General features: G+C 48.1%; 15 protein-coding genes and 2 riboswitches. Of the genes, 1 reads left to right on the forward strand and 14 read right to left on the reverse strand.

All coding sequences use genetic code 11. From position 1 onward, the window contains the following. Positions 1-66 precede the first annotated feature (66 nt). Complete coding sequence (locus tag A8806_RS01915) at positions 67-2,829, forward strand: alpha-L-rhamnosidase (protein ID WP_109729463.1); 2,763 nt, start codon at positions 67-69, stop codon at positions 2,827-2,829. Positions 2,830-2,883: 54 nt separating this feature from the next. On the opposite strand, the gene A8806_RS01920 is transcribed toward A8806_RS01915, so the two are convergent. The 14 genes from A8806_RS01920 to A8806_RS01985 all read right to left on the reverse strand — a co-directional run bounded on the left by A8806_RS01920 (position 2,884) and on the right by A8806_RS01985 (position 18,136). Continuing rightward, positions 2,884-4,272, reverse strand: coding sequence for a family 43 glycosylhydrolase (locus tag A8806_RS01920; protein WP_242995922.1), 1,389 nt, complete (start codon positions 4,270-4,272; stop codon positions 2,884-2,886). A gap of 15 nt (positions 4,273-4,287) precedes the next feature. Next, the gene (locus A8806_RS01925; protein ID WP_109729465.1) at positions 4,288-6,195 is read right to left on the reverse strand and encodes a molybdopterin biosynthesis protein; all 1,908 of its coding nucleotides are present in this window, start codon (positions 6,193-6,195) and stop codon (positions 4,288-4,290) included. A gap of 24 nt (positions 6,196-6,219) precedes the next feature. Further along, positions 6,220-7,452: a molybdopterin molybdotransferase MoeA gene (locus A8806_RS01930; protein ID WP_109729466.1), complete on the reverse strand. Its 1,233-nt coding sequence runs from the start codon at positions 7,450-7,452 to the stop codon at positions 6,220-6,222. After that, on the reverse strand, positions 7,449-8,054 hold the full coding sequence (locus A8806_RS01935; protein ID WP_109729467.1) for an ATP-binding cassette domain-containing protein: 606 nt from the start codon (positions 8,052-8,054) through the stop codon (positions 7,449-7,451). Before A8806_RS01935 ends, A8806_RS01930 begins: the two co-directional genes overlap by 4 nt. Next, the gene (locus A8806_RS01940; protein WP_109729468.1) at positions 8,041-8,724 is read right to left on the reverse strand and encodes an ABC transporter permease; all 684 of its coding nucleotides are present in this window, start codon (positions 8,722-8,724) and stop codon (positions 8,041-8,043) included. The genes A8806_RS01935 and A8806_RS01940 overlap by 14 nt, the downstream gene beginning before the upstream one ends. Before the next feature lie 48 nt (positions 8,725-8,772). Further along, complete coding sequence (locus A8806_RS01945) at positions 8,773-9,678, reverse strand: ABC transporter substrate-binding protein (protein ID WP_109729469.1); 906 nt, start codon at positions 9,676-9,678, stop codon at positions 8,773-8,775. A gap of 120 nt (positions 9,679-9,798) precedes the next feature. Next, positions 9,799-9,936: riboswitch (molybdenum cofactor riboswitch) on the reverse strand. A 16-nt stretch (positions 9,937-9,952) separates the two neighbouring features. Beyond that, on the reverse strand, positions 9,953-10,723 hold the full coding sequence (locus tag A8806_RS01950; RefSeq protein WP_109729470.1) for a 2Fe-2S iron-sulfur cluster-binding protein: 771 nt from the start codon (positions 10,721-10,723) through the stop codon (positions 9,953-9,955). Continuing rightward, a complete protein-coding gene (locus A8806_RS01955; protein WP_109729471.1) occupies positions 10,720-12,540 on the reverse strand; it encodes an NADH-ubiquinone oxidoreductase-F iron-sulfur binding region domain-containing protein in 1,821 nt (606 codons plus the stop codon). The genes A8806_RS01950 and A8806_RS01955 overlap by 4 nt, the downstream gene beginning before the upstream one ends. After that, complete coding sequence (gene nuoE / locus A8806_RS01960) at positions 12,541-13,014, reverse strand: NADH-quinone oxidoreductase subunit NuoE (RefSeq protein WP_242995923.1); 474 nt, start codon at positions 13,012-13,014, stop codon at positions 12,541-12,543. Positions 13,015-13,028: 14 nt separating this feature from the next. Next, on the reverse strand, positions 13,029-13,304 hold the full coding sequence (locus A8806_RS01965) for a MoaD family protein (protein ID WP_109729839.1): 276 nt from the start codon (positions 13,302-13,304) through the stop codon (positions 13,029-13,031). 63 nt (positions 13,305-13,367) lie between these two features. Then, entirely contained in the window at positions 13,368-15,170 is a 1,803-nt protein-coding gene (locus A8806_RS01970) for an aldehyde ferredoxin oxidoreductase family protein (RefSeq protein ID WP_109729473.1), read from the reverse strand. After that, entirely contained in the window at positions 15,167-15,646 is a 480-nt protein-coding gene (locus A8806_RS01975; protein ID WP_109729474.1) for a 4Fe-4S dicluster domain-containing protein, read from the reverse strand. Before A8806_RS01975 ends, A8806_RS01970 begins: the two co-directional genes overlap by 4 nt. A gap of 48 nt (positions 15,647-15,694) precedes the next feature. Beyond that, a riboswitch (molybdenum cofactor riboswitch) is annotated at positions 15,695-15,825 on the reverse strand. Between the two features lie 81 nt (positions 15,826-15,906). Further along, positions 15,907-17,079, reverse strand: coding sequence for a ThiF family adenylyltransferase (locus tag A8806_RS01980; protein ID WP_109729475.1), 1,173 nt, complete (start codon positions 17,077-17,079; stop codon positions 15,907-15,909). Positions 17,080-17,194: 115 nt separating this feature from the next. Further along, a complete protein-coding gene (locus tag A8806_RS01985; RefSeq protein ID WP_109729476.1) occupies positions 17,195-18,136 on the reverse strand; it encodes an alpha/beta hydrolase in 942 nt (313 codons plus the stop codon). Positions 18,137-18,187: the final 51 nt, after the last annotated feature.

Here is an 18,187-nt window from a genome sequence, read left to right on the forward strand (position 1 = left end):
ACAATAACAATCGTCTCTGTCCTGTTAAAATACAGTCATCATTCATAATATTAGGAGGTATCTTTCATGAATATTCAAAATGTAACCTGTGAATTTACACATCACCCCATCTCTTTAGACCGCAGGCATCCTCGTTTCTCGTGGGAGATTGAAGCACAGGAAAACAGTATCTTTCAGGCTTCATATCAGATCATTGTCCGTGACGAAAGCGGAAATCTTATGTGGGACAGCGGCGTCCGAAACAACTCTGATTCGACCGGGATCCCCTATGACGGAACAGAACTCAAGTCCGCTTCTGTCTATACCTACAAGATCTCTGTCCGGACAAATACCGGAGAAACGGCCGAAAGCGGGGAACATGCTTTTGAGACGGCTTTCTTCGATCTCTCCGGCTGGAAGGCCCGCTGGATCGAGCCGGACCCGCTCCCGCAGCTTCCTGTTAATCCGCTTTTGACCGCCCGGCAGGAGTGGGAGACTTCTCTGGCCGCTATGATGAGGGGTGAGCCGGTGGAAATGAAACTGGAAGGCGATATTCTGGACGGGCTCCCACTTGAACCCTACGATCCCGCCGTCCGCCTGCGCCATACTTTCGTCTCTGCATCTCCCGCCGTAAAGGCACGTCTGTATGTCACAGCCCACGGCATGTACGAAGTAAAAATCAATGGAAAACCAGTCACAGATAGTCTGCTTAATCCCGGATTCACGACTTATGACAAACGGTTGAAATATCAGGTCTACAATGTGGACAGCCTGATCTGCCCCGGTCAAAACGCTATTGCGGCTACTGTCGCCGACGGCTGGTACAAGGGTAAGATTGCGATCGGAAGAGGCTGCGAGTATGGAGAAGTTCCTGGACTACTTCTGCAGTTGGAACTCACGGGTCCGGACGGTACACAGCAAATTGTTACTTCCGGTGAGGGTTGGAAATATTCCTTTGACGGGCCGGTCCGCACCGCGGATCTCTTCCTCGGGGAAGTGTTCGATGCACGTATGGATGACGGAGACCCTTCTCTGTCAGGATATGACGATTCTGCATGGAAAACAGCTCAGGTGAAGTCCTCTCCCGACAAGACTCTGGAGGCACAGGCCAGCCCCCTTGCCCGTGTGTTCAAAGAGGTTCCTGCCCGGGAAATCCTGACTGCTCCAAACGGCGATACAATCATTGATTTCGGCCAGAATCTTGCCGGAGTGATCCGTGTACAGGTTCATGAACCCACAGGAACAGAGATTACGTTTGAACACGGAGAACAACTTGATAAAGACGGAAATTATTTCTACTGTTTCTCGGGAACAAACAAAGAGCAGAAAGACACCTACATCTGCGGCGAAGCAGAATACGAGACATTTGAACCGCATTTTACATACCACGGGTTCCGTTATGTACGCGTAACAGGCGGCACTGACTGGAAGAAAGAGGATTTTACTGCCCTCGCTGTCAGCACGGATAACGAGGTAACCGGAACCTTCTGCTGTTCAAATGAGCAGATAAACCAGCTGCAGAGCAATATTTACTGGAGCCAGCGCTCTAACAATATCACAATCCCGACCGACTGCCCTACCCGTGAAAAGGCCGGCTGGACCGGGGACGTCTTCGTTTACGGAGCGACCGCCCTTTTTAATCAGGACATGACTGCATTCTATGAGGACTGGCTGAAAAGCATACGCGCAGAGCAGATGGAGAATGGACACATCCTCGGGACTGTTCCACAAATCAAAAACTATGTACAGCAGGCCTACGCCGGATCTCTCGGATGGGGAGACGTGATCATGACCCTGCCTATTCAGCTTTACGAACTGCGCGGAAACAAAGATGCTCTTGCCGCTAATTATGAAGCAATGGGAAAATGGATGGAAGCGATGGTACAGGCTGCCGACGAACTCCCGATGCCCTCGAATACTATCAGCGCTCCCACTGTAGATACTCCTGCCGCCGGACGCAGCCTTGAGAATCAGCATTACCTGATAAACAGCGGCTTCCACTTCGGTGACTGGATTATCCCAAGTGTCGTAAACGAACAGGGATTTACGGACGGCCCTGCCTCCGCATTCCTGACGATGAACTATGTAGGAAGCAGCCTTCTCGCTGCCGACGCAGATATGTATGCAGAGATCTCCGAACTGCTCGGACACAAGAAAAATGCAAAGAAATACCGGGCTTACGCCGCAAGGGTACGTCAGGCGTTCGAGGAGGAATATGTATCCCCGGACGGACGTCTCGGTCAGGAAATGCAGGGCAATTACATTCTGGCCCTGAAACACCATATGGTCTCTGCCGAAAAAGAGCCACTGCTGGCTGCACGCCTGGATGAACTGGTCGCGGCAAACCGTTTCCGTCTCGATACCGGATTCATGTCCACGCCGCACCTGCTGGATATTTTATGTGAATATGGATATCAGGACGCTGCATGGAAGGTTCTCCTCCAGACAGAATGCCCCTCCTGGCTGTATGAGATCCGACAGGGCGCAACGACCATATGGGAGAATTGGGATGCCGTCCGTCCGGACGGGGAACTGGCGGGATGCTCCTTTAACCACTACGCATTCGGCTGCGTCGGCGACTTCCTGTACCGCAGGGTGCTCGGGCTTCAGAACGCCGGAACCGCATATGACAGAATTCTGATCTCACCGGAATATGGATGCCCGTTTGAGTGGGCAGAGGGAAGTTATCACTGTCCGCACGGCACGATCAAACTGAAATGGGAGAAAGACGGGGATAAAGTACTCGTCACAGGCAGCATCCCGGCCAATACATCTGCTGGGCTGAAACTGCCGGACGGAACTTTGAAGGAACTCGGAAACGGAAAATTTGAGGTAGCAGCACCGCTTTAAAATGTCACAAGACAGGAAAGGCACGGAGGAATCCCCGCGCCTTTCCTTGGTAAATCATATATCTCCTCTTTTATCCGAAAATAATCTGACCTCCAGTAATTCCATCCCTTCCGGATTTTCAAACCGCAGCATGAGCTCATACTCTCCCGCGTCCATAGTAATCGGAGCGCTGACCGTATGCACATTTCCTTTTTCCCCTGAAATACTTACTTCTCCCGCCTTTTCCCCATTCAGGAATACAGCGGCCGTGCCATTTCCAAAGCAGGTAAGTTCAATCCTCTTCCACGAGGTTTCACTTTTTACATAGCGGAACACAGCCTCATCGGCGTCACATATATTGGTCAGTTTTTCTTCATAACCGTGGTCATTGTCAACATCAATATAGCAGTTTCCTTTCAGAGAGCATGCCTGATATCCCATAATCTTTTCTCCAGGCGCGAATGGTTCTCCGATCCCCTGGGAGGTCATCTTTACTTCATCAATCGAGCCGTCGGGATTGACTGTGAGTTTCTCAACGCACAGCCTCCTGTGCTGCTGTGTCCCCCTGCTGCAGCGGTGGTAGAATACATACCACTGCCCTTCCACACACTCGATCGAGCCGTGGTTATTCCAGCTTTGCGGGTCACATCCGTCATTATCAATGATGATACCCCTGTATGTAAAGGGTCCAAGGGGATTCTTCCCTGTAGCATATCCCAAAGAGGTGGGCTTTCCCCTTTCCATATCCGCATAGACATAGTAATAGGTATCACCGATCTTACGCATGGATGATCCCTCATGAAAACAGTGCTTTTCCTCTGTTACGATATCATCCACGACACTGTCTGTGTCAATGGATACCATATCATCATTTAGTTTTGCCCCATGTGCGAAAACCTGTCCCCAGTAATAATATGCCTGCCCGTCGTCATCAATGAAAACCGCAGGGTCAATCCCTCCGCATGGAAGCCGGACAGGATCTTTAAATGGCCCTTCCGGCCTGTCAGATACCGCAACACCTTCACTGTCATCAGATAAACAGAAATATAAATAATATTTTCCGCCGCGGCTGATACAGTCCGGGGCGAACAGAAGCTCCTGCTTTCGTTCTCCTGCATCTGTATACTGTGCTTCAACGTTTTCTGTCTTTGCCTCCTTTGGCATTGCATCGATCATCTTCTGAAGAAACGGAGTCGGATGATACCAGTCGATCCCCGGATAATGTTCCGCCTCAGGATCTCCCATCCACGGCACATCCTGCGCCTTAAATGCCACATCATGAACCGTCCAGTGCTCCATATCCTTAGTAGATACAACATAATACTCCTGACTGCAGTATGCCATATCCAGCGCATCATAACTGCCATACACATACAGTTTCCCATCTGGCATCACGTGCGCTTCTCCATCCGGCACATGGTACCCGGGAGGAAGAATAGGGTTTCTTTTGTTTACATATTCCATCAAACTATGTCTCCTTTATACTTCAATGATTTCCCCTGCCATGCTGAGTTCATACCCTCCTATTGTCATGGCCTTTTCTTTAAATCCGCTGCTTTTCAGCACTTCTATGAATGCCTGTATCTTCGGCAGCTCCAGATTTTTCTTTTCCGTGGCAAAATCATATTCTTCCTCTCCCACCGGGATGAAATCCAGATCCATTGCTTTAGCAGCGGAATAAATTCCCATGCCTGCATCTGCGCCGCCATTTTTCACCAGGGCGGCTACTGCCATGTGTGTTGCCGCCTCTCTGTCGTACCCGTTGACTTCTGAAGGGGCAATTCCCGCTTCTTTTAATTTGTAGTCAAGGAAAACTCTTGTTCCCGCCCCCCGCTGGCGGTTCACGTAGTTTACCCCGGTGAGGTCACGGATTTCTTTGATTCCCAGTGGGTTACCTTTTTTCACAATGATTCCCTGAATTCGCCTGACGCCCTTGATCAGCACCATATCTCTGTCACTAAACAGCCTTTTCAGATAAGGTATATTGTAAACTCCTGTATCCTCATCCAGAAGATGTGTGGGGGCAATGTGCGCTTCTCCTCGCTTTAATGCCATCAGACCGGCCATACTGCCTACATGGGTGCTGGAAAGATATATTCCCGGATGGGTAAGGGGCATCCTGTCTGCCAGGATATCCAGAATTAAGTCATGGCTTCCGATCGCTACCACCGTATTACTGATTTCTTCAATATCCCTGAATAACTCAACACTTACCGTCTCCCCGGCCTCATACCCTTCACTGTTCTTTTCTATGATACAGAACCCGTCGGCGCGGACAAGGCTCATCGCGGCACCTGCGCCTCTGGCAAGGGGGGATGCCACAAAACGGTCATCCACCTTTCCCACTTTCACACGGACATATTCCTTATGTTTTAAGGAGGACACAAGACGCTTGGACAAAACGGCTTTCATCACATTCCTTGATGAGTTCGTTTCCCCGGAATACAGGTCCATAACCGGACGGACGAAATTTTCGAAATCAATATATGCGGATACAGGATATCCGGGAAGTCCAATCACAGGTTTGCCTTCTACAATGGACAGAATTACGGGTTTACCGGGCTTGATTGCCACCCCGTGGACAAGTACCTCGCCCAGCTCTTTTAAGATATGCACCGTATAGTCCTCTGTCCCTGCGCTGGAGCCTGCATTCACAATCACAATATCATTTTCTTTCACTGCCCCCTGTACCGCATGCTTTATTTTTTCATAGTCATCCGGGATGGGCGGATAGCGTCTCGGAATTCCGCCGGAGCTTTCTGTCATTGCCGCAAACATCCGGGAATTGGATTCAATAATATCTCCCTCACGGGGCACCTGATCTGCCTCTATGATCTCTGTGCCTGTAGGGATAATGCCTGCCTTAGGTTTCTTTATGGCTTCTATCTCCACAATTCCCCCACTCAGGAGAACGCCAATATCAATGGGGCGGATTTTATGGTTTCCTGCCAGCAGCATCTCTCCGGCCACGATATCTTCTCCCACGGGACGGATATGCTGCCAGGCCGGAACTGAGGCTGTGATTTTCACACTGTCTTCTTCTGCATCAAGCAGGTCTTCCGCCATAATCACGGCATCATAGGGCATACGAACCGGATCGCCTGTATCGACAACCTGATAATCCACTCCCTGTTTCAAAACGAGAGGGGTCACTTCCGAAGCCGTAGCTGTATGTGCGGATATGACTGCAATACCATCCATAGCCGCCGCATTGTAAAGAGGGGAGCAGTATCTGGCATACACTGCTGATGCGGTGATCCTCCCCAGACTTTCCTCTGTCTTGACCATCTGTGTCTCCCGGTGCATCACCTTAAGGACAGCATTTCTATAAATGGCCGCCGCTTCTTCTGCCGGGATCGTATTCAAATATAAATTTCTCCTGCCCATATTCCTTCGCCTTCCCTTCGTCTATCAAAACAGGTATACCGTTACCTGTTCTCCCTTTTTTAATCCTTCTGCATGCTCCCCGGTAATGACATAACCGTCTGCTTTTGTAAGAATCGTTATAAGCCCGGAACTGCCCAGTACGGGAACCGCCACATTTTGCCCGTCTTCTTCCTTTTTCAGTTTTACAAGCTGGCATGTCTGCCTGCCGGGCGCTGACGGAAGGTTGGTAGACATTACCGCCGTGATTCCGAAGGCTTCTTTTTCCCCTGTTAGTTCCCGCCAGAGCCATCCTGCCAGAATCTCAAATACCATCATCGCGGCAGCCGGATGTCCCGGCAGCCCCAAAAGTAATGTCCCGGATGGTTCATCATAGCCGGTAATTGTCGGTTTCCCCGGTTTTAATGCAAGACCGTGGGTAAATACGCCTTCACTTGCAATCTCTTCTATGACGGATGCTGTCACATCCTTTTTCCCCTGAGAGCTTCCTCCCGATACCACCACGATATCACTGTCCGGCATAAAACTTTTCACTGTGTTTTTAAGAAGGGTCCGGTCATCCCTTAAGACCGTCTCATGCTGTATACGGAAATTTAACTTTAAAGCCAGGGCATGCAGGCCATAAGTGTTAATATCCCGGACCTGTCCAGGAGACGGTGCTTCCTGCGGGGATACCAGTTCATCTCCCGTGGATATAATAGAAATGCAAAAGGGCTCATATACCTGTACCCCGGTAATTCCAAGTGCTGCCAGAGCTCCCGCTTCCTGAGGCCTTATTTTCCTTCCCCTCTTTAAGACAGCTTCCCCCGCCTTCATGTCTTCTCCTGCCTGTACTACATACGCCCCGCAAGACACGGCCTTGTACACCGCTGCTTCCTCACTTGAGAATAGCTCGCAGAATTCTACCATAACCATAGCATCTGCCCCATCCGGAACCATACCCCCGGTAGGGACATAGACACACTCCCCTGCATGAAGTTTCATTTCTGCCGGACAGCCCATCTGTACTTCACCGGTGATCTTTAGGAATACCGGCATATTTTCCGACGCCCCTCCTGTGTCCAGTGACCTCACCGCATAACCATCTACTGTAGACCTGCGAAACGCAGGTACCGGTTCACTGCAGCAGATATCTTCCGCCAGTACATACCCCACTGCATCCAGTATCCCTTTCTTTACCGTTTTCCTGCCCTTTTCCTTTACCGCATCAGCAATTTTCCTGCGGGCCTCATCAATCGTATCAACCTTAAGCAGCTTCATTTTTTTACAAACCTTCCTTTTTCCATGTAGTGTATCTCGTCACAGAGCTGGTATATATGATCCATCTGGTGATTCACAATCAGCCAGGTGATAGGCCTTTCCTTTTGAATCTCACTAATTATTCCTACAAACATCTCTTCACTCTCCGAATCCAGATTGGACAATGTCTCATCCACCATAATCAGCTTTGGTTTGAATATAACAGCCCTAAGGAAAGACAGCTTCTGGCGTTCTCCGCTGGACAATGACCTGGCATACTGGTTTTTCTGTTCCCTAAGTCCAACGCGGTTTAACATTTCATCAATCTCATCCTCATCCGGGCGGGTCCCTCTGATTTTCAGGGGATATATCAGGTTCTCATACACAGAAGTATGCATAAGATAGGGCTGCTGGGACATCATCGTAATATCACGGGATGAGAGCCCTTCATAATCAAGTATCCCTTTATCCGGCGTGATAATTCCGGCCAGCATTTTCAGGAACACCGTTTTCCCGCAGCCGTTAGGCCCTACAATGCCATGTATTTTCCCCGGCTCTATATAGAAATCGTTCACTTCCATATGGAACTTCCCGATCGTCTTTTCAAGATTAGTAATTCTCATCTTCCTCCCCTTCTTTCTGAAGCAGGTCACAAATCCACTGCAGGATAAATGCCATTACAAGCAGCAAAATCCCCAGGGCCACCCCTTCCGTAAATATCCCCTGGCTCTTTAGAAGGGAAATCGTCGTAGTCATGGTACGGGTCCTGCCTTTAATATTCCCGCCTACAAGCATCACAGCCCCTACTTCACTGATTGATCTGCCGAATCCGGTTACCATGCAGAAATAGATTTCTTTTCTCAATTCCCTGATAATCAGTTTTGCCGTCTGCCATCTTGTCGCCCCCATAGTGACGGCAAACGCCCTGATTGACGGGGCCGATTTTCTGGCATAAGAATAAATCATGCCGCTTATGATCGGGGTAATAATCAGAACCTGGGCGATTACCATCCCCTTAATAGTGAATAAAAGCGACAGAGGGCCTAAAGGCCCCCTCCGCATAATTAGAAGGTACACGACCAGTCCCGCCACAACCGGGGGCACTCCCATAAGTGTCCTGTTGATCCGGACAATGATTTTTTTACCGGGAAAGGAAAAACGTTCCAGCAAAAGCCCAAATAAGATTCCCAGTACAGATGAGATGGCAGTCGAGGAAACTGCCATGATAAACGTCACCTTAACTGCACTTATTATTCCTGCATCCGATACTACACTTTTCAGCCATTCCAACATATTATCCTTCCCCCGCTGCAATCAATCATATTACGTTGTAAACAGTAACTAAGAATCTGTCCCTGCATTTGGTGTGAATAATGCCTGTCCATACTCATCAATTCCATATTCACCAATCAGCTTCTGGATTTTATCTGAACAAATCCACTCGATAAAATCATTTGCCCCTTCATTATTAAGCTCTGGATATTTTTCAGGGCTGACTGCAATGACACCATATTGATTCAAAAGATTGGCATCTCCTTCACAGACAATTTCCAGTTCACTTTCCAGCGTTGCATCTTTGCTCTGCTTTAACCATGTTCCCCTGTCTGTCAGGCAGTACGCTTTCTGCTCGTCTGCCATCGTAATGGTTGCCCCCATGCCCTGTCCGGATTCTATATAATTCGGATCCGATGCCGGATCAAGACTTAAATTCTCCCAGATTTTCTTTTCCTTTTTATCCGTACCGGAATCATCACCCCTGGATACGAATGGAAGCTGGTCATTGATAATCTGCGTGAATACTGCATTGATATCATCTGTCTTTGCAATCGGCTCTTTCGGACCAATTACTACAAAATCATTATACATAACAGGGAACCGCTCTACTCCGAAACCATTGGCAATAAATTCTTCTTCACTGGCTTTTGCATGGACCAGTACCACGTCCACATCGCCATTTTCGCCCATCTTAAGCGCCTCTCCTGTTCCTACTGCATTCCATTCCAGATCCCAGCCGGTATCTTCTTTAAAGATAGGCTTCAGATAATCTAAAAGCCCGGTATCTTCCGTACTGGTCGTGGTTGCCATCATGAGCCGCCCCTTATCCCCGGCCTTATCTTCCTTCTGTTCCTCTGTCGCCGCTTTTGTCTCCTTTTTCTCCTCTTTCTTCTCTTCCCCGTTTCCTCCGCATGCAGCCAGAGAAACGCACATCGCTGCAGCAACTAAAACTGCTAATACTTTCTTCTTCATAAATTTTCCTCCTTTTCAAATTCCATGTAATATTTACAGCAGGCCATCATATAAAGTCAAAGCTACCGGGAATAAAAAATGGCCTCTTGAAAAAGAAGACCACGCAATACGATCCCCGTAGGGATTCAGTGCGGATATTCTTTTCAAATACGGAAGGCATCCTCCTTTCGGAACATACCCATTGGCTTTCCATCATGGCATCCCGGATATTATCCTCCGGGATACTTTAGATGGCAAAGCTCGAATTCCTGCAATCAATATGTTATTTTATTTTTCACTCTGTGCCATAGGTATGTGCCATCACATCCGACATCTTTTTCTTCCTGCACTCCGGACACAGGTCCTGTACCTCTTCCCCGCTTTTCCCTGCAGCAAGGGCAATCTCTTCTCTGGTCCCTATAACCGCCCCGCATTCCTGACAGTGTACAAGAGGGAACTCCCTTCCCCAGATGCTCCTCTTTGTTTCATCCTCTGTATAGGGAATGGCATCCACAGGACACACCCTGGTACAGCTAAGGCATCCCACGCAGACATCTGAAGGTTCATCATAGGGTGTAGATATCTTTTTTGACGTTCCCCTTAAAACCGTTGAAATAGCCCCGGTCCCCAGACTTGCACAGGCTCTTGCACAAAGGCCGCACATGATGCATTTCTCCCCCTCAATGGGTTTAAAACGGCTTCCGTCCATGACCCCGTACTGTCTGCACAGAGCTTGTATCTCCGTGCTTTCGGGGGCCCGCAGGGCAAGGAGCATCAACACTACTTTCCGGTCTTCTTTCACCCGTTCACTGTCTGTATATACTTTACAGGGCTTCTCTACCGGGTAGACACAGGATACTACAATCTTACTCCTTTCGTTTTCCACCACTTCTGCGAGGCACACCCTGCAGCACCCCTGTTCTGCGATTCCCGGATGATGGCAGAGTGTGGGGATATAGAAACCGTTCCTCCTCGCTGCTTCCAGAAGAAACTCCCCTTTTGTGCAGGTACAGGCCCTTCCATTGATTTCAATTTGTATCTGGTTATCCGGTTGAAATTCCGTCATACAGCCTGCCTCCCTTCTATCACATTCTGCCGGGCACCAGTCCTGACCGCATCAAATTTACAAGTTTCACGGCAGCTTCCGCAGGCAATGCATTTTGATGCGTCAATGATATGTACTTCTTTCTTCCCGCCACTGATCGCATCCACCGGGCATCCTCTGGCACACATACCACATCCGGTACATTTTTCTGCCTCAATTTCAAAACATGTCAGATTTTTGCATACCCCTGCCGGACATCTCTTTTCCCTGATATGTGCCTCATACTCCTCCCAGAAATACTGTATTGTTGTCAGCACCGGATTGGCTGCCGTCTTGCCCAGACTGCACAGGGATGCCTCCTGCATCGTATGGCCCAGACGTTCAAGCAGTTCAATATCTCCTTCCCTGCCCCTGCCTTCACAGATATCTGTAAGGATTTCCAGCATCCTCCTTAAACCTTCCCTGCAAGGCGTGCATTTTCCACAGCTCTCTTCACACAGGAAGTTTGTATAATATCTGGCTACCTCCACCATGCAGCTCCTGTCATCCATGACAATCATGCCGCCGGAACCCATCATGGCACCATAACTTGCCAGAGAATCAAAATCAACCTCCAGGTCCAGCATGGATTCCGGGATGCATCCCCCGGAAGGACCTCCGGTCTGAACCGCCTTAAATGGCCGGTTTCCAATAATCCCACCGCCGATATCGTAAATCAGATGCCTTAAGGTCGTTCCCATAGGCACTTCCACGAGCCCCGTCCTTTTCACTTTACCAACAAGGGAAAATACTTTCGTGCCAGTGCTCCCCTTTGTTCCTGTCATGGCAAATTTTTCTCCACCCTCCAGAATGATTTTCGGAATATTTGCCAGCGTCTCCACATTATTTAACACGGTGGGCTGGTTCCAGAGTCCCCTTTGGACAGAACGGATATATTTTGCCCGCGGTTCCCCCACCCTGCCTTCAATAGAGGCCATAAGTGCCGTTGATTCCCCGCAGACAAACGCTCCGCCGCCCCGGACTACCGATAGCTTCAAAGAATATTCCGAGCCCATTACGGATGCTCCAATGATCCCCCTTTCTTCTGCATCCTGAATGGCTTTTTTAATACGTTTTACCGCAAGGTCATATTCATCCCTGATATAGAAAAAGCCCTCTTTGGCCCCCACTGCAATTGCTGCAATTGCCAGGCCTTCAATAACAGAGTGGGGGTTTCCTTCCAGTATGGAGCAGTCCATGAACGCTCCCGGATCTCCTTCATCCCCGTTGCATGCCACATATTTGGGAAAATTATCATACCTTTTCGCAGTCCGCCATTTCCGTCCTGCCGGAAATCCCGCACCGCCCCTTCCCCTTATTCCGGATTTTTCCACCTCATCAATAATTTCATCCTGGGACATGGACACTGCTTTCCTTAATGCTTCATATCCCCCCCTTTCCAGATAATCTCCGATATTCTCCGGGTCAATCTCCCCTACATCGCGCAGCACCATTTTATACTGATGTGCATAAAAAGGATTTTCTTCCTGGGAGCGGACCGGCCTGCCGGAATCGTCTTTATACATCAGGCGTCCTATCTCTTCTTCCCCCAGTACACTTTTTTCGACGATCTCGTCTGAATCCTCCGGCTTTACTTTATAGTATACCAGATTATCAGGCAGAATTTTAACAATTGGACCATTTTCACAAAAACCGTGACATCCTGTTGTCTTGATGTCTGCTATAACCTTAGCATTTCCATTATGGCTTTTCACAGCCTGATTCAGGGCCTCAGCCACTTTCATGCTTCCATTGGCACGGCAGCCGGTGCCGCAGCAGATTAAGATCTGTTTTTTCACTTACTTCGCACCACCTTCCCGGACCGTCTGTATGATTCCTTTGAGCTTTTCCGGTGTTACCCTGCCATAATACACATCATCCACCACCAGTACCGGGGCCATCGCACAGGAACCAAGACAGTTTACCGTCTCAAAAGAAAAAAGACCGTCACTGGTCGTCTCTCCCGGTGAAATGCCAAGTTCCCTCTCCACCCCGTCTATCAGTGTGGATGCCCCGCGGATGTGGCATGCAGTCCCGTCACAGCACTTAATAATATGCTCTCCTTTCGGCACAAGACTTAATGCTTTATAAAAAGTAGCCATAGCATAAAGGGAAGACACCGGACATCCGAGGTACTTGGCAAGCGCATTAAGGCCTTCCCTCGGAATATACTGGTATCTCCTCTGCATATCCTGCATGATTGCCAGGGCATGTCTCTGACTGCACTCATAAGAGTGGATTAACTCTTCAATATTCTCTCTGGATACCTCCAATATTTACACCACCTTTATCCCCCTGCTACAACCGGAAAAATAGACACAATATCTGAAGGCACCAGTTTTGCATGGATTCCTCCCAGATGTGCCACATGTCTTCCGTTCACAAGGATAATAATCTCTTCTCCTAAATCTTCCCCATCCGGCGAAAGCATCTTCCCGCGAAGTTTGTCTCCATATTTATCGCACAGTGCATGTGCAAGCTGATAAATATCTTCCTGATAAGGGAAATCCGTTATCTTACAGCCGGTATAATCACGTAGATATGCAAAAAATTTTATCTGCATTTTCTGTCCTTTCTTTTTGGGGAAGGACAGCCTTCCCCAAATACAGCGATCCGGCATTCTGGATTACAGCCCAAGTTCCCGGTCTTTCTCAGCCGTGGGAACACCGTCTGTATCCCAGCCTCTTACCCGGTAGTATTCTTCCAGCATGGTATGAAGTTCATTTACCTTACCCTGTGCCGGTCCTTCCGGAAGCTGTTCTCTTAAAAGCCGTGGAGGCAGAGTATCCTTTTCTACTCCTGCAGCCAGATTGAATTTCTTCTCCAGATTCCACACACGTTCTCCCTTTAATAAGATATCCGCATCTGATTCGTCACTTCCGACTGCTTCCCTGTACTGGGCTGCAACTTCCGGAAGACCAATTGCAAAGGAAGTGAACAGGCAGATTCCTACAGAGTCTATTAAGGCAGTCAGGTCCTGGAAAATCTTCAGCATTCCTGCTTTTCCCTCTGTCACAAGAGGATCCATCTTTGTTGGAAGGCCTAATACTTCCGGCGATGTCATATATCCGCGTACATGGCAGCCGCCCCGGTTGGACGTTGCATATTCCAGACCGATTCCCTGCATTGCCCTTCCGTCATATGCCGGCATTTCCTGTTTCTTTACAGACATTGACAGTTCCGGATGTCCGTATTTTTCTGCCAGCCTGTAAGAACCTAGTGCCAGCTGCGCTCCAAAGCCTTCGTTTTTGCCGGTCAGCTCTGCAAGCTTCACCATAGTGGCGGCATCGCCAAAGCGGATGGCAATTCCACCGGTATCTGCTTCTGTAAGGTGGCCTGCTTCAAATAATTCCATAGCACAGGCTATGGTCGCACCCAGCGTAATCGGGTCAAAACCATATTCATTGCAAATAAAGTTCGCTTTGCATACTGCTTCCAGATCATCAATGCCGCAGTCTGCCCCAAAAGACCATCCTGCCTCATATTCCGGCCCTTCCCCTCTTGATTTGAAGGGACCGTCAGGAATATCAACGACACGCCCACATCCAATACAACAGCCAAAGCAGCCCTTATTCCGAACCAGATATTTCTCTGCCAGCGTCTCGCCGGAAATATTGTCTGCATCTGCAAATACGGAGCCGTCGCGGCCATTGCGCAGAGGCAGTGCACCGGACTCATTGATAATATTGACCAGAATCTCTGTCCCGTAAGCTCCGAGCCCCTCTCCTGTTACCGGGTGTGCCTTCAGCATTTTACGGGCATTGGTAATCGCATCCATAAAACCTTCCGGACGGGCTACACGGATAGATTTTGTACCTTTCACTACAACTGCCTTTAACTTCTTGCTTCCCATTACAGCTCCCAGGCCTCCCCTTCCGGCTGCGCGGTGTTTATCATTCATAACGCCTGCATACAGGCAGAGATTCTCACCCGCAGGTCCGATACAGGATACCCGGAAGGAAGCCCCGCATCTTTTGTTCAGTTCGTCTGTTGTCTCAAAAACTGTCCTGCCCCACAGATCTCTGGCATCTCTAAGTTCCACTGTATCGTCATTAATATACAGATAAACCGGATGGTCACTGGCACCTTCAAATATAATGCCGTCATATCCTGCATACTTTAGTTCCGGTCCAAAATGCCCGCCCGAGTTGGCTGCACCAATTGTACCGGTAAGAGGCGCCTTAGCTACTACCTCGTACCGGCCGCCGCAGGAAGCCGCTGTTCCGGTCAAAGGCCCTGTCATAAAAATAAGCTTGTTATCCGGGCCAAGCGGTTCTACTTTTGGGTCAGCCTCGTCACAGAAATACTTTGTCCCCAGTCCTCTGGCTCCTACAAAATCTTTGGCCGCCGTCATATTCAGCGGTTCTTTCGTTATCTTCCCACATGCCAGATCCACTCTCAATATTTGTCCCATATATCCGTTCATCATGCTTTTGCCTCCTCTCCAAATACATCTTTAAAGTGGTCAGCAACTGCACGCCTTCTGTCAATCCCTTCTTCCGGGTCTTCATATGTAATAGCTCCGGTAGGACAGAATTCCGCACATTTTGGTTCTCCGCCGCACAGGTCACATTTATGTACCTGCCGCCGTTCCGTGTTAAATCCAATATTGCCAAGAGGACACGCATTCATACACATCTTGCACCCAATGCATTTATCTGCGTTAATCACAACTGCATCTTTGTCGTCCCGTGAGATCGCGCCAACCGGACACACTTCCAGACAACAGGGGTCTTCACACTGCATACACATAACGGGGATGCTGATAGCTGCCTCCTCATATGACATGACACTTACATTGGCAAATCTCGGATTAAACGCACCGTTGTGGCCAAAGGAACAGACCAGTTCACATGTTCTGCACCCCAGACATTTTTCGGGTTTAATCAATAGCTGTTTCCCCATGTTTCAAATACCTCCTTTTCTACACAGAAAAATCCATTATCATACCTACCGATATAATAATGGACTCCTTCGCAATCAGGCAGGCACCCCTGTTCCCAGTGATACCCATTGGTCCTGCTTTCCCGTATATCTTTCGGCTCCATACGTCGGAAATGCAGGACTCGGAGTTTATTAATTTGTTCTTATACATAGTATAATATATGTTCACAGAAAATGCCATCAAAAAACTTCTTTTTTTGTATAATTTTATGTATTTTTAACTATTTTTCGTTATTTTTTTGACAATTATATACATTTCTACACACCATACACTCCGGGTTCTTTTTTACTGGAAGCTCTTCCAGTGTTCCATATACTCCATCATAGCTTAAGACCGTTCCGCCTTTTATCGGAATCCCCGCAAGATACTGCAGGGCAAACTGTGCTTCCAGGGCACCCACGACCATTGTGGTCGTTCCAAGGGAGCTGCTTGTGCGGGAGGGTTCTTTTCCTTCCGGGTTGATACACGCCAGACAGGGGCATTCATTCCCGAGAATTGCTGTTACTGTACCATAAAAACCATCGACAGCCCCGTCAATCAAAGGCTTCCCTGAAGAAACAGCGGTTCTGTTGATCAGAAGCCTCGTCGATATACGGTCAACTGCCGCAATCACCAAATCATAATTGTTTATAATAGAACTTCCATTTTCTTCTGTAAACCATTCCGGATAGATGTCCGTCTGACAGTCCGGACGGAATGCACTTACCCATCTTCCGGCACATTCTGCCTTGTTTTTTCCTAAATCTAAAGGGCTGTAAAGAAACTGCCTGTTCAGGTTGGTCTCTTCCACTACGTCCCCGTCCATAATACCAATACGCCCCACGCCGGCTTCTGAAAGCGCTGTCAGTACCGGACAGCCAAGACCTCCTGCTCCAATAACAAGGACGGAAGAATTACAAAAGGCTTCCTGTTCTTTCCTTCCGATGGAAGGAACCATCATCTGTCTCTCATAGCGGTTCCAATTGTAACCACACTGAACTTTGTCACCAATATGTATCTCACCATCTGAGACTGCCGATGCATACCAGCAGGAATCTTTCAGCATACAGTCCATATGTTCCCTGCAGCGTGCGCACTCTTTAAAACAGCGCTTTTTGCCTTCCACTGCAAGCACTGCCCCTCCGGCTTTTAATCTCGGTCCCGGTATGCTGCCTCCCTTGGTATCTATTACGATATTAGCCTTAAACCTTCCGAAGCATAAGCCCTCCACTTCCTGTGCCTGCATCCATTCATATGCATCCCTCGTCATAATGCTGATCTGCCTGTCTTTGTCAAAACAGTGGCGGTCTCCTTCAATCCCCCTGCCTTTTAAAACTTTCACAGCATCCTTTTCGATGCCGGGCTTCCCCCTTTCTTCAAATATCCGCAATCCGCTGACTTCCTGCTCTTTCATTACAGGCACCTCCGATCAATATATCATTATTCATGGTATTATCATATCCAAATTATACAATGTTTTATATGCAAAGTAAACGAAGGTATCCTATGTGGAGAGAATGCAGAATTTACTATATTTTATTTTTCTCAATAAATTCTGTGATATATGCATGCAATTGCTCTAAAGCCATTTTCTCGACAGGATAATGACTTCCGTTTTCCAGCCTCTTTATAGTCACTGGGACGTTCCTGATTCTGTTCAAAAAAGGTTCGCTCAGATAAAGCGGGGTCCATTTGTCATTTTCAGGCTGTGTCAGCAAAACCGGACAGATATCAAATTTTTCCGGCTCTGTTTCTGGCTGGTAAGTCATGTAAGAATGAATAAATTTCATTGGTACACGGTTCCCCGCAGATGATGGATCTGACAGCATTTCTTTCAGACAGTTTTCATTATTGCAAAGTGCTGACATTTTAGAGCAGACGGACATTTTCATCTTCATGCCTCCCATGCCTGTCTTTACAGCCAGCCCTGCAAGAGGGGTTCCCATATGTGACCAGAAAGCATTATTCGCTGTTTCATTTCGGACCAGTTGGCTTCTCTGATCCAGAAATGTCATGCCTATGATTCCTTTTACCTTTTTGTTTTTGCATGCAGCATGGTAAGTCTCCATCCCACCCGCAGATAAACCATAGAGAAAAACCGGGCGGGAATCTCTGGTTAATTCGTAGTCTATATAGTCACTTCCAAGCTGCACCCAATCGTCGTAGCTAATCGTTTTCTTCTGTTTTATCTCTGTAACGCCATACAGGGGCATATCAATTGCAATCACTTCATATCCATCGATAGCAAGCGGTCTGCCTATGATTGTAGTCATTTGACGGCCATTCGTTCCGACTCCATGAAATAAAATGATCTTAACTTTTGCATCCGGATTTCTGTATGCATCCAAGTGAACGTTATTCCCATGCCAGTCCCAGTGTTCCTCCTGTGGCAGAAATTTTCCTTTAAAATGAAATTCCTCGGGAAGGTAAGACATGATTTTCTCCCAGCTTTTTTGTTCTGAATAATCCATACAATGTTCTCCTTTTATTTTTATAAGTTTAAACATATAAACTTGTTTTGT

The sequence above is a fragment of the Faecalicatena orotica genome (assembly GCF_003149245.1).
Lineage (GTDB): Bacteria > Bacillota > Clostridia > Lachnospirales > Lachnospiraceae > Faecalicatena_A > Faecalicatena_A orotica.

What these genes read in the sequence shown, in the direction of transcription:
- A8806_RS01965 (WP_109729839.1), bottom strand. Translation starts at nt 13,304, where the DNA reads ATGCAGATAAAATTTTTTGCATATCTACGTGATTATACCGGCTGTAAG.
- A8806_RS01975 (WP_109729474.1), bottom strand. Translation starts at nt 15,646, where the DNA reads ATGGGGAAACAGCTATTGATTAAACCCGAAAAATGTCTGGGGTGCAGA.
- A8806_RS01915 (WP_109729463.1), top strand. Translation starts at nt 67, where the DNA reads ATGAATATTCAAAATGTAACCTGTGAATTTACACATCACCCCATCTCT.
- A8806_RS01935 (WP_109729467.1), bottom strand. Translation starts at nt 8,054, where the DNA reads ATGAGAATTACTAATCTTGAAAAGACGATCGGGAAGTTCCATATGGAA.
- A8806_RS01980 (WP_109729475.1), bottom strand. Translation starts at nt 17,079, where the DNA reads ATGAAAGAGCAGGAAGTCAGCGGATTGCGGATATTTGAAGAAAGGGGG.
- A8806_RS01970 (WP_109729473.1), bottom strand. Translation starts at nt 15,170, where the DNA reads ATGATGAACGGATATATGGGACAAATATTGAGAGTGGATCTGGCATGT.
- A8806_RS01925 (WP_109729465.1), bottom strand. Translation starts at nt 6,195, where the DNA reads ATGGGCAGGAGAAATTTATATTTGAATACGATCCCGGCAGAAGAAGCG.
- A8806_RS01950 (WP_109729470.1), bottom strand. Translation starts at nt 10,723, where the DNA reads ATGACGGAATTTCAACCGGATAACCAGATACAAATTGAAATCAATGGA.
- A8806_RS01945 (WP_109729469.1), bottom strand. Translation starts at nt 9,678, where the DNA reads ATGAAGAAGAAAGTATTAGCAGTTTTAGTTGCTGCAGCGATGTGCGTT.
- A8806_RS01940 (WP_109729468.1), bottom strand. Translation starts at nt 8,724, where the DNA reads ATGTTGGAATGGCTGAAAAGTGTAGTATCGGATGCAGGAATAATAAGT.
- A8806_RS01930 (WP_109729466.1), bottom strand. Translation starts at nt 7,452, where the DNA reads ATGAAGCTGCTTAAGGTTGATACGATTGATGAGGCCCGCAGGAAAATT.
- A8806_RS01920 (WP_242995922.1), bottom strand. Translation starts at nt 4,272, where the DNA reads ATGGAATATGTAAACAAAAGAAACCCTATTCTTCCTCCCGGGTACCAT.
- A8806_RS01985 (WP_109729476.1), bottom strand. Translation starts at nt 18,136, where the DNA reads ATGGATTATTCAGAACAAAAAAGCTGGGAGAAAATCATGTCTTACCTT.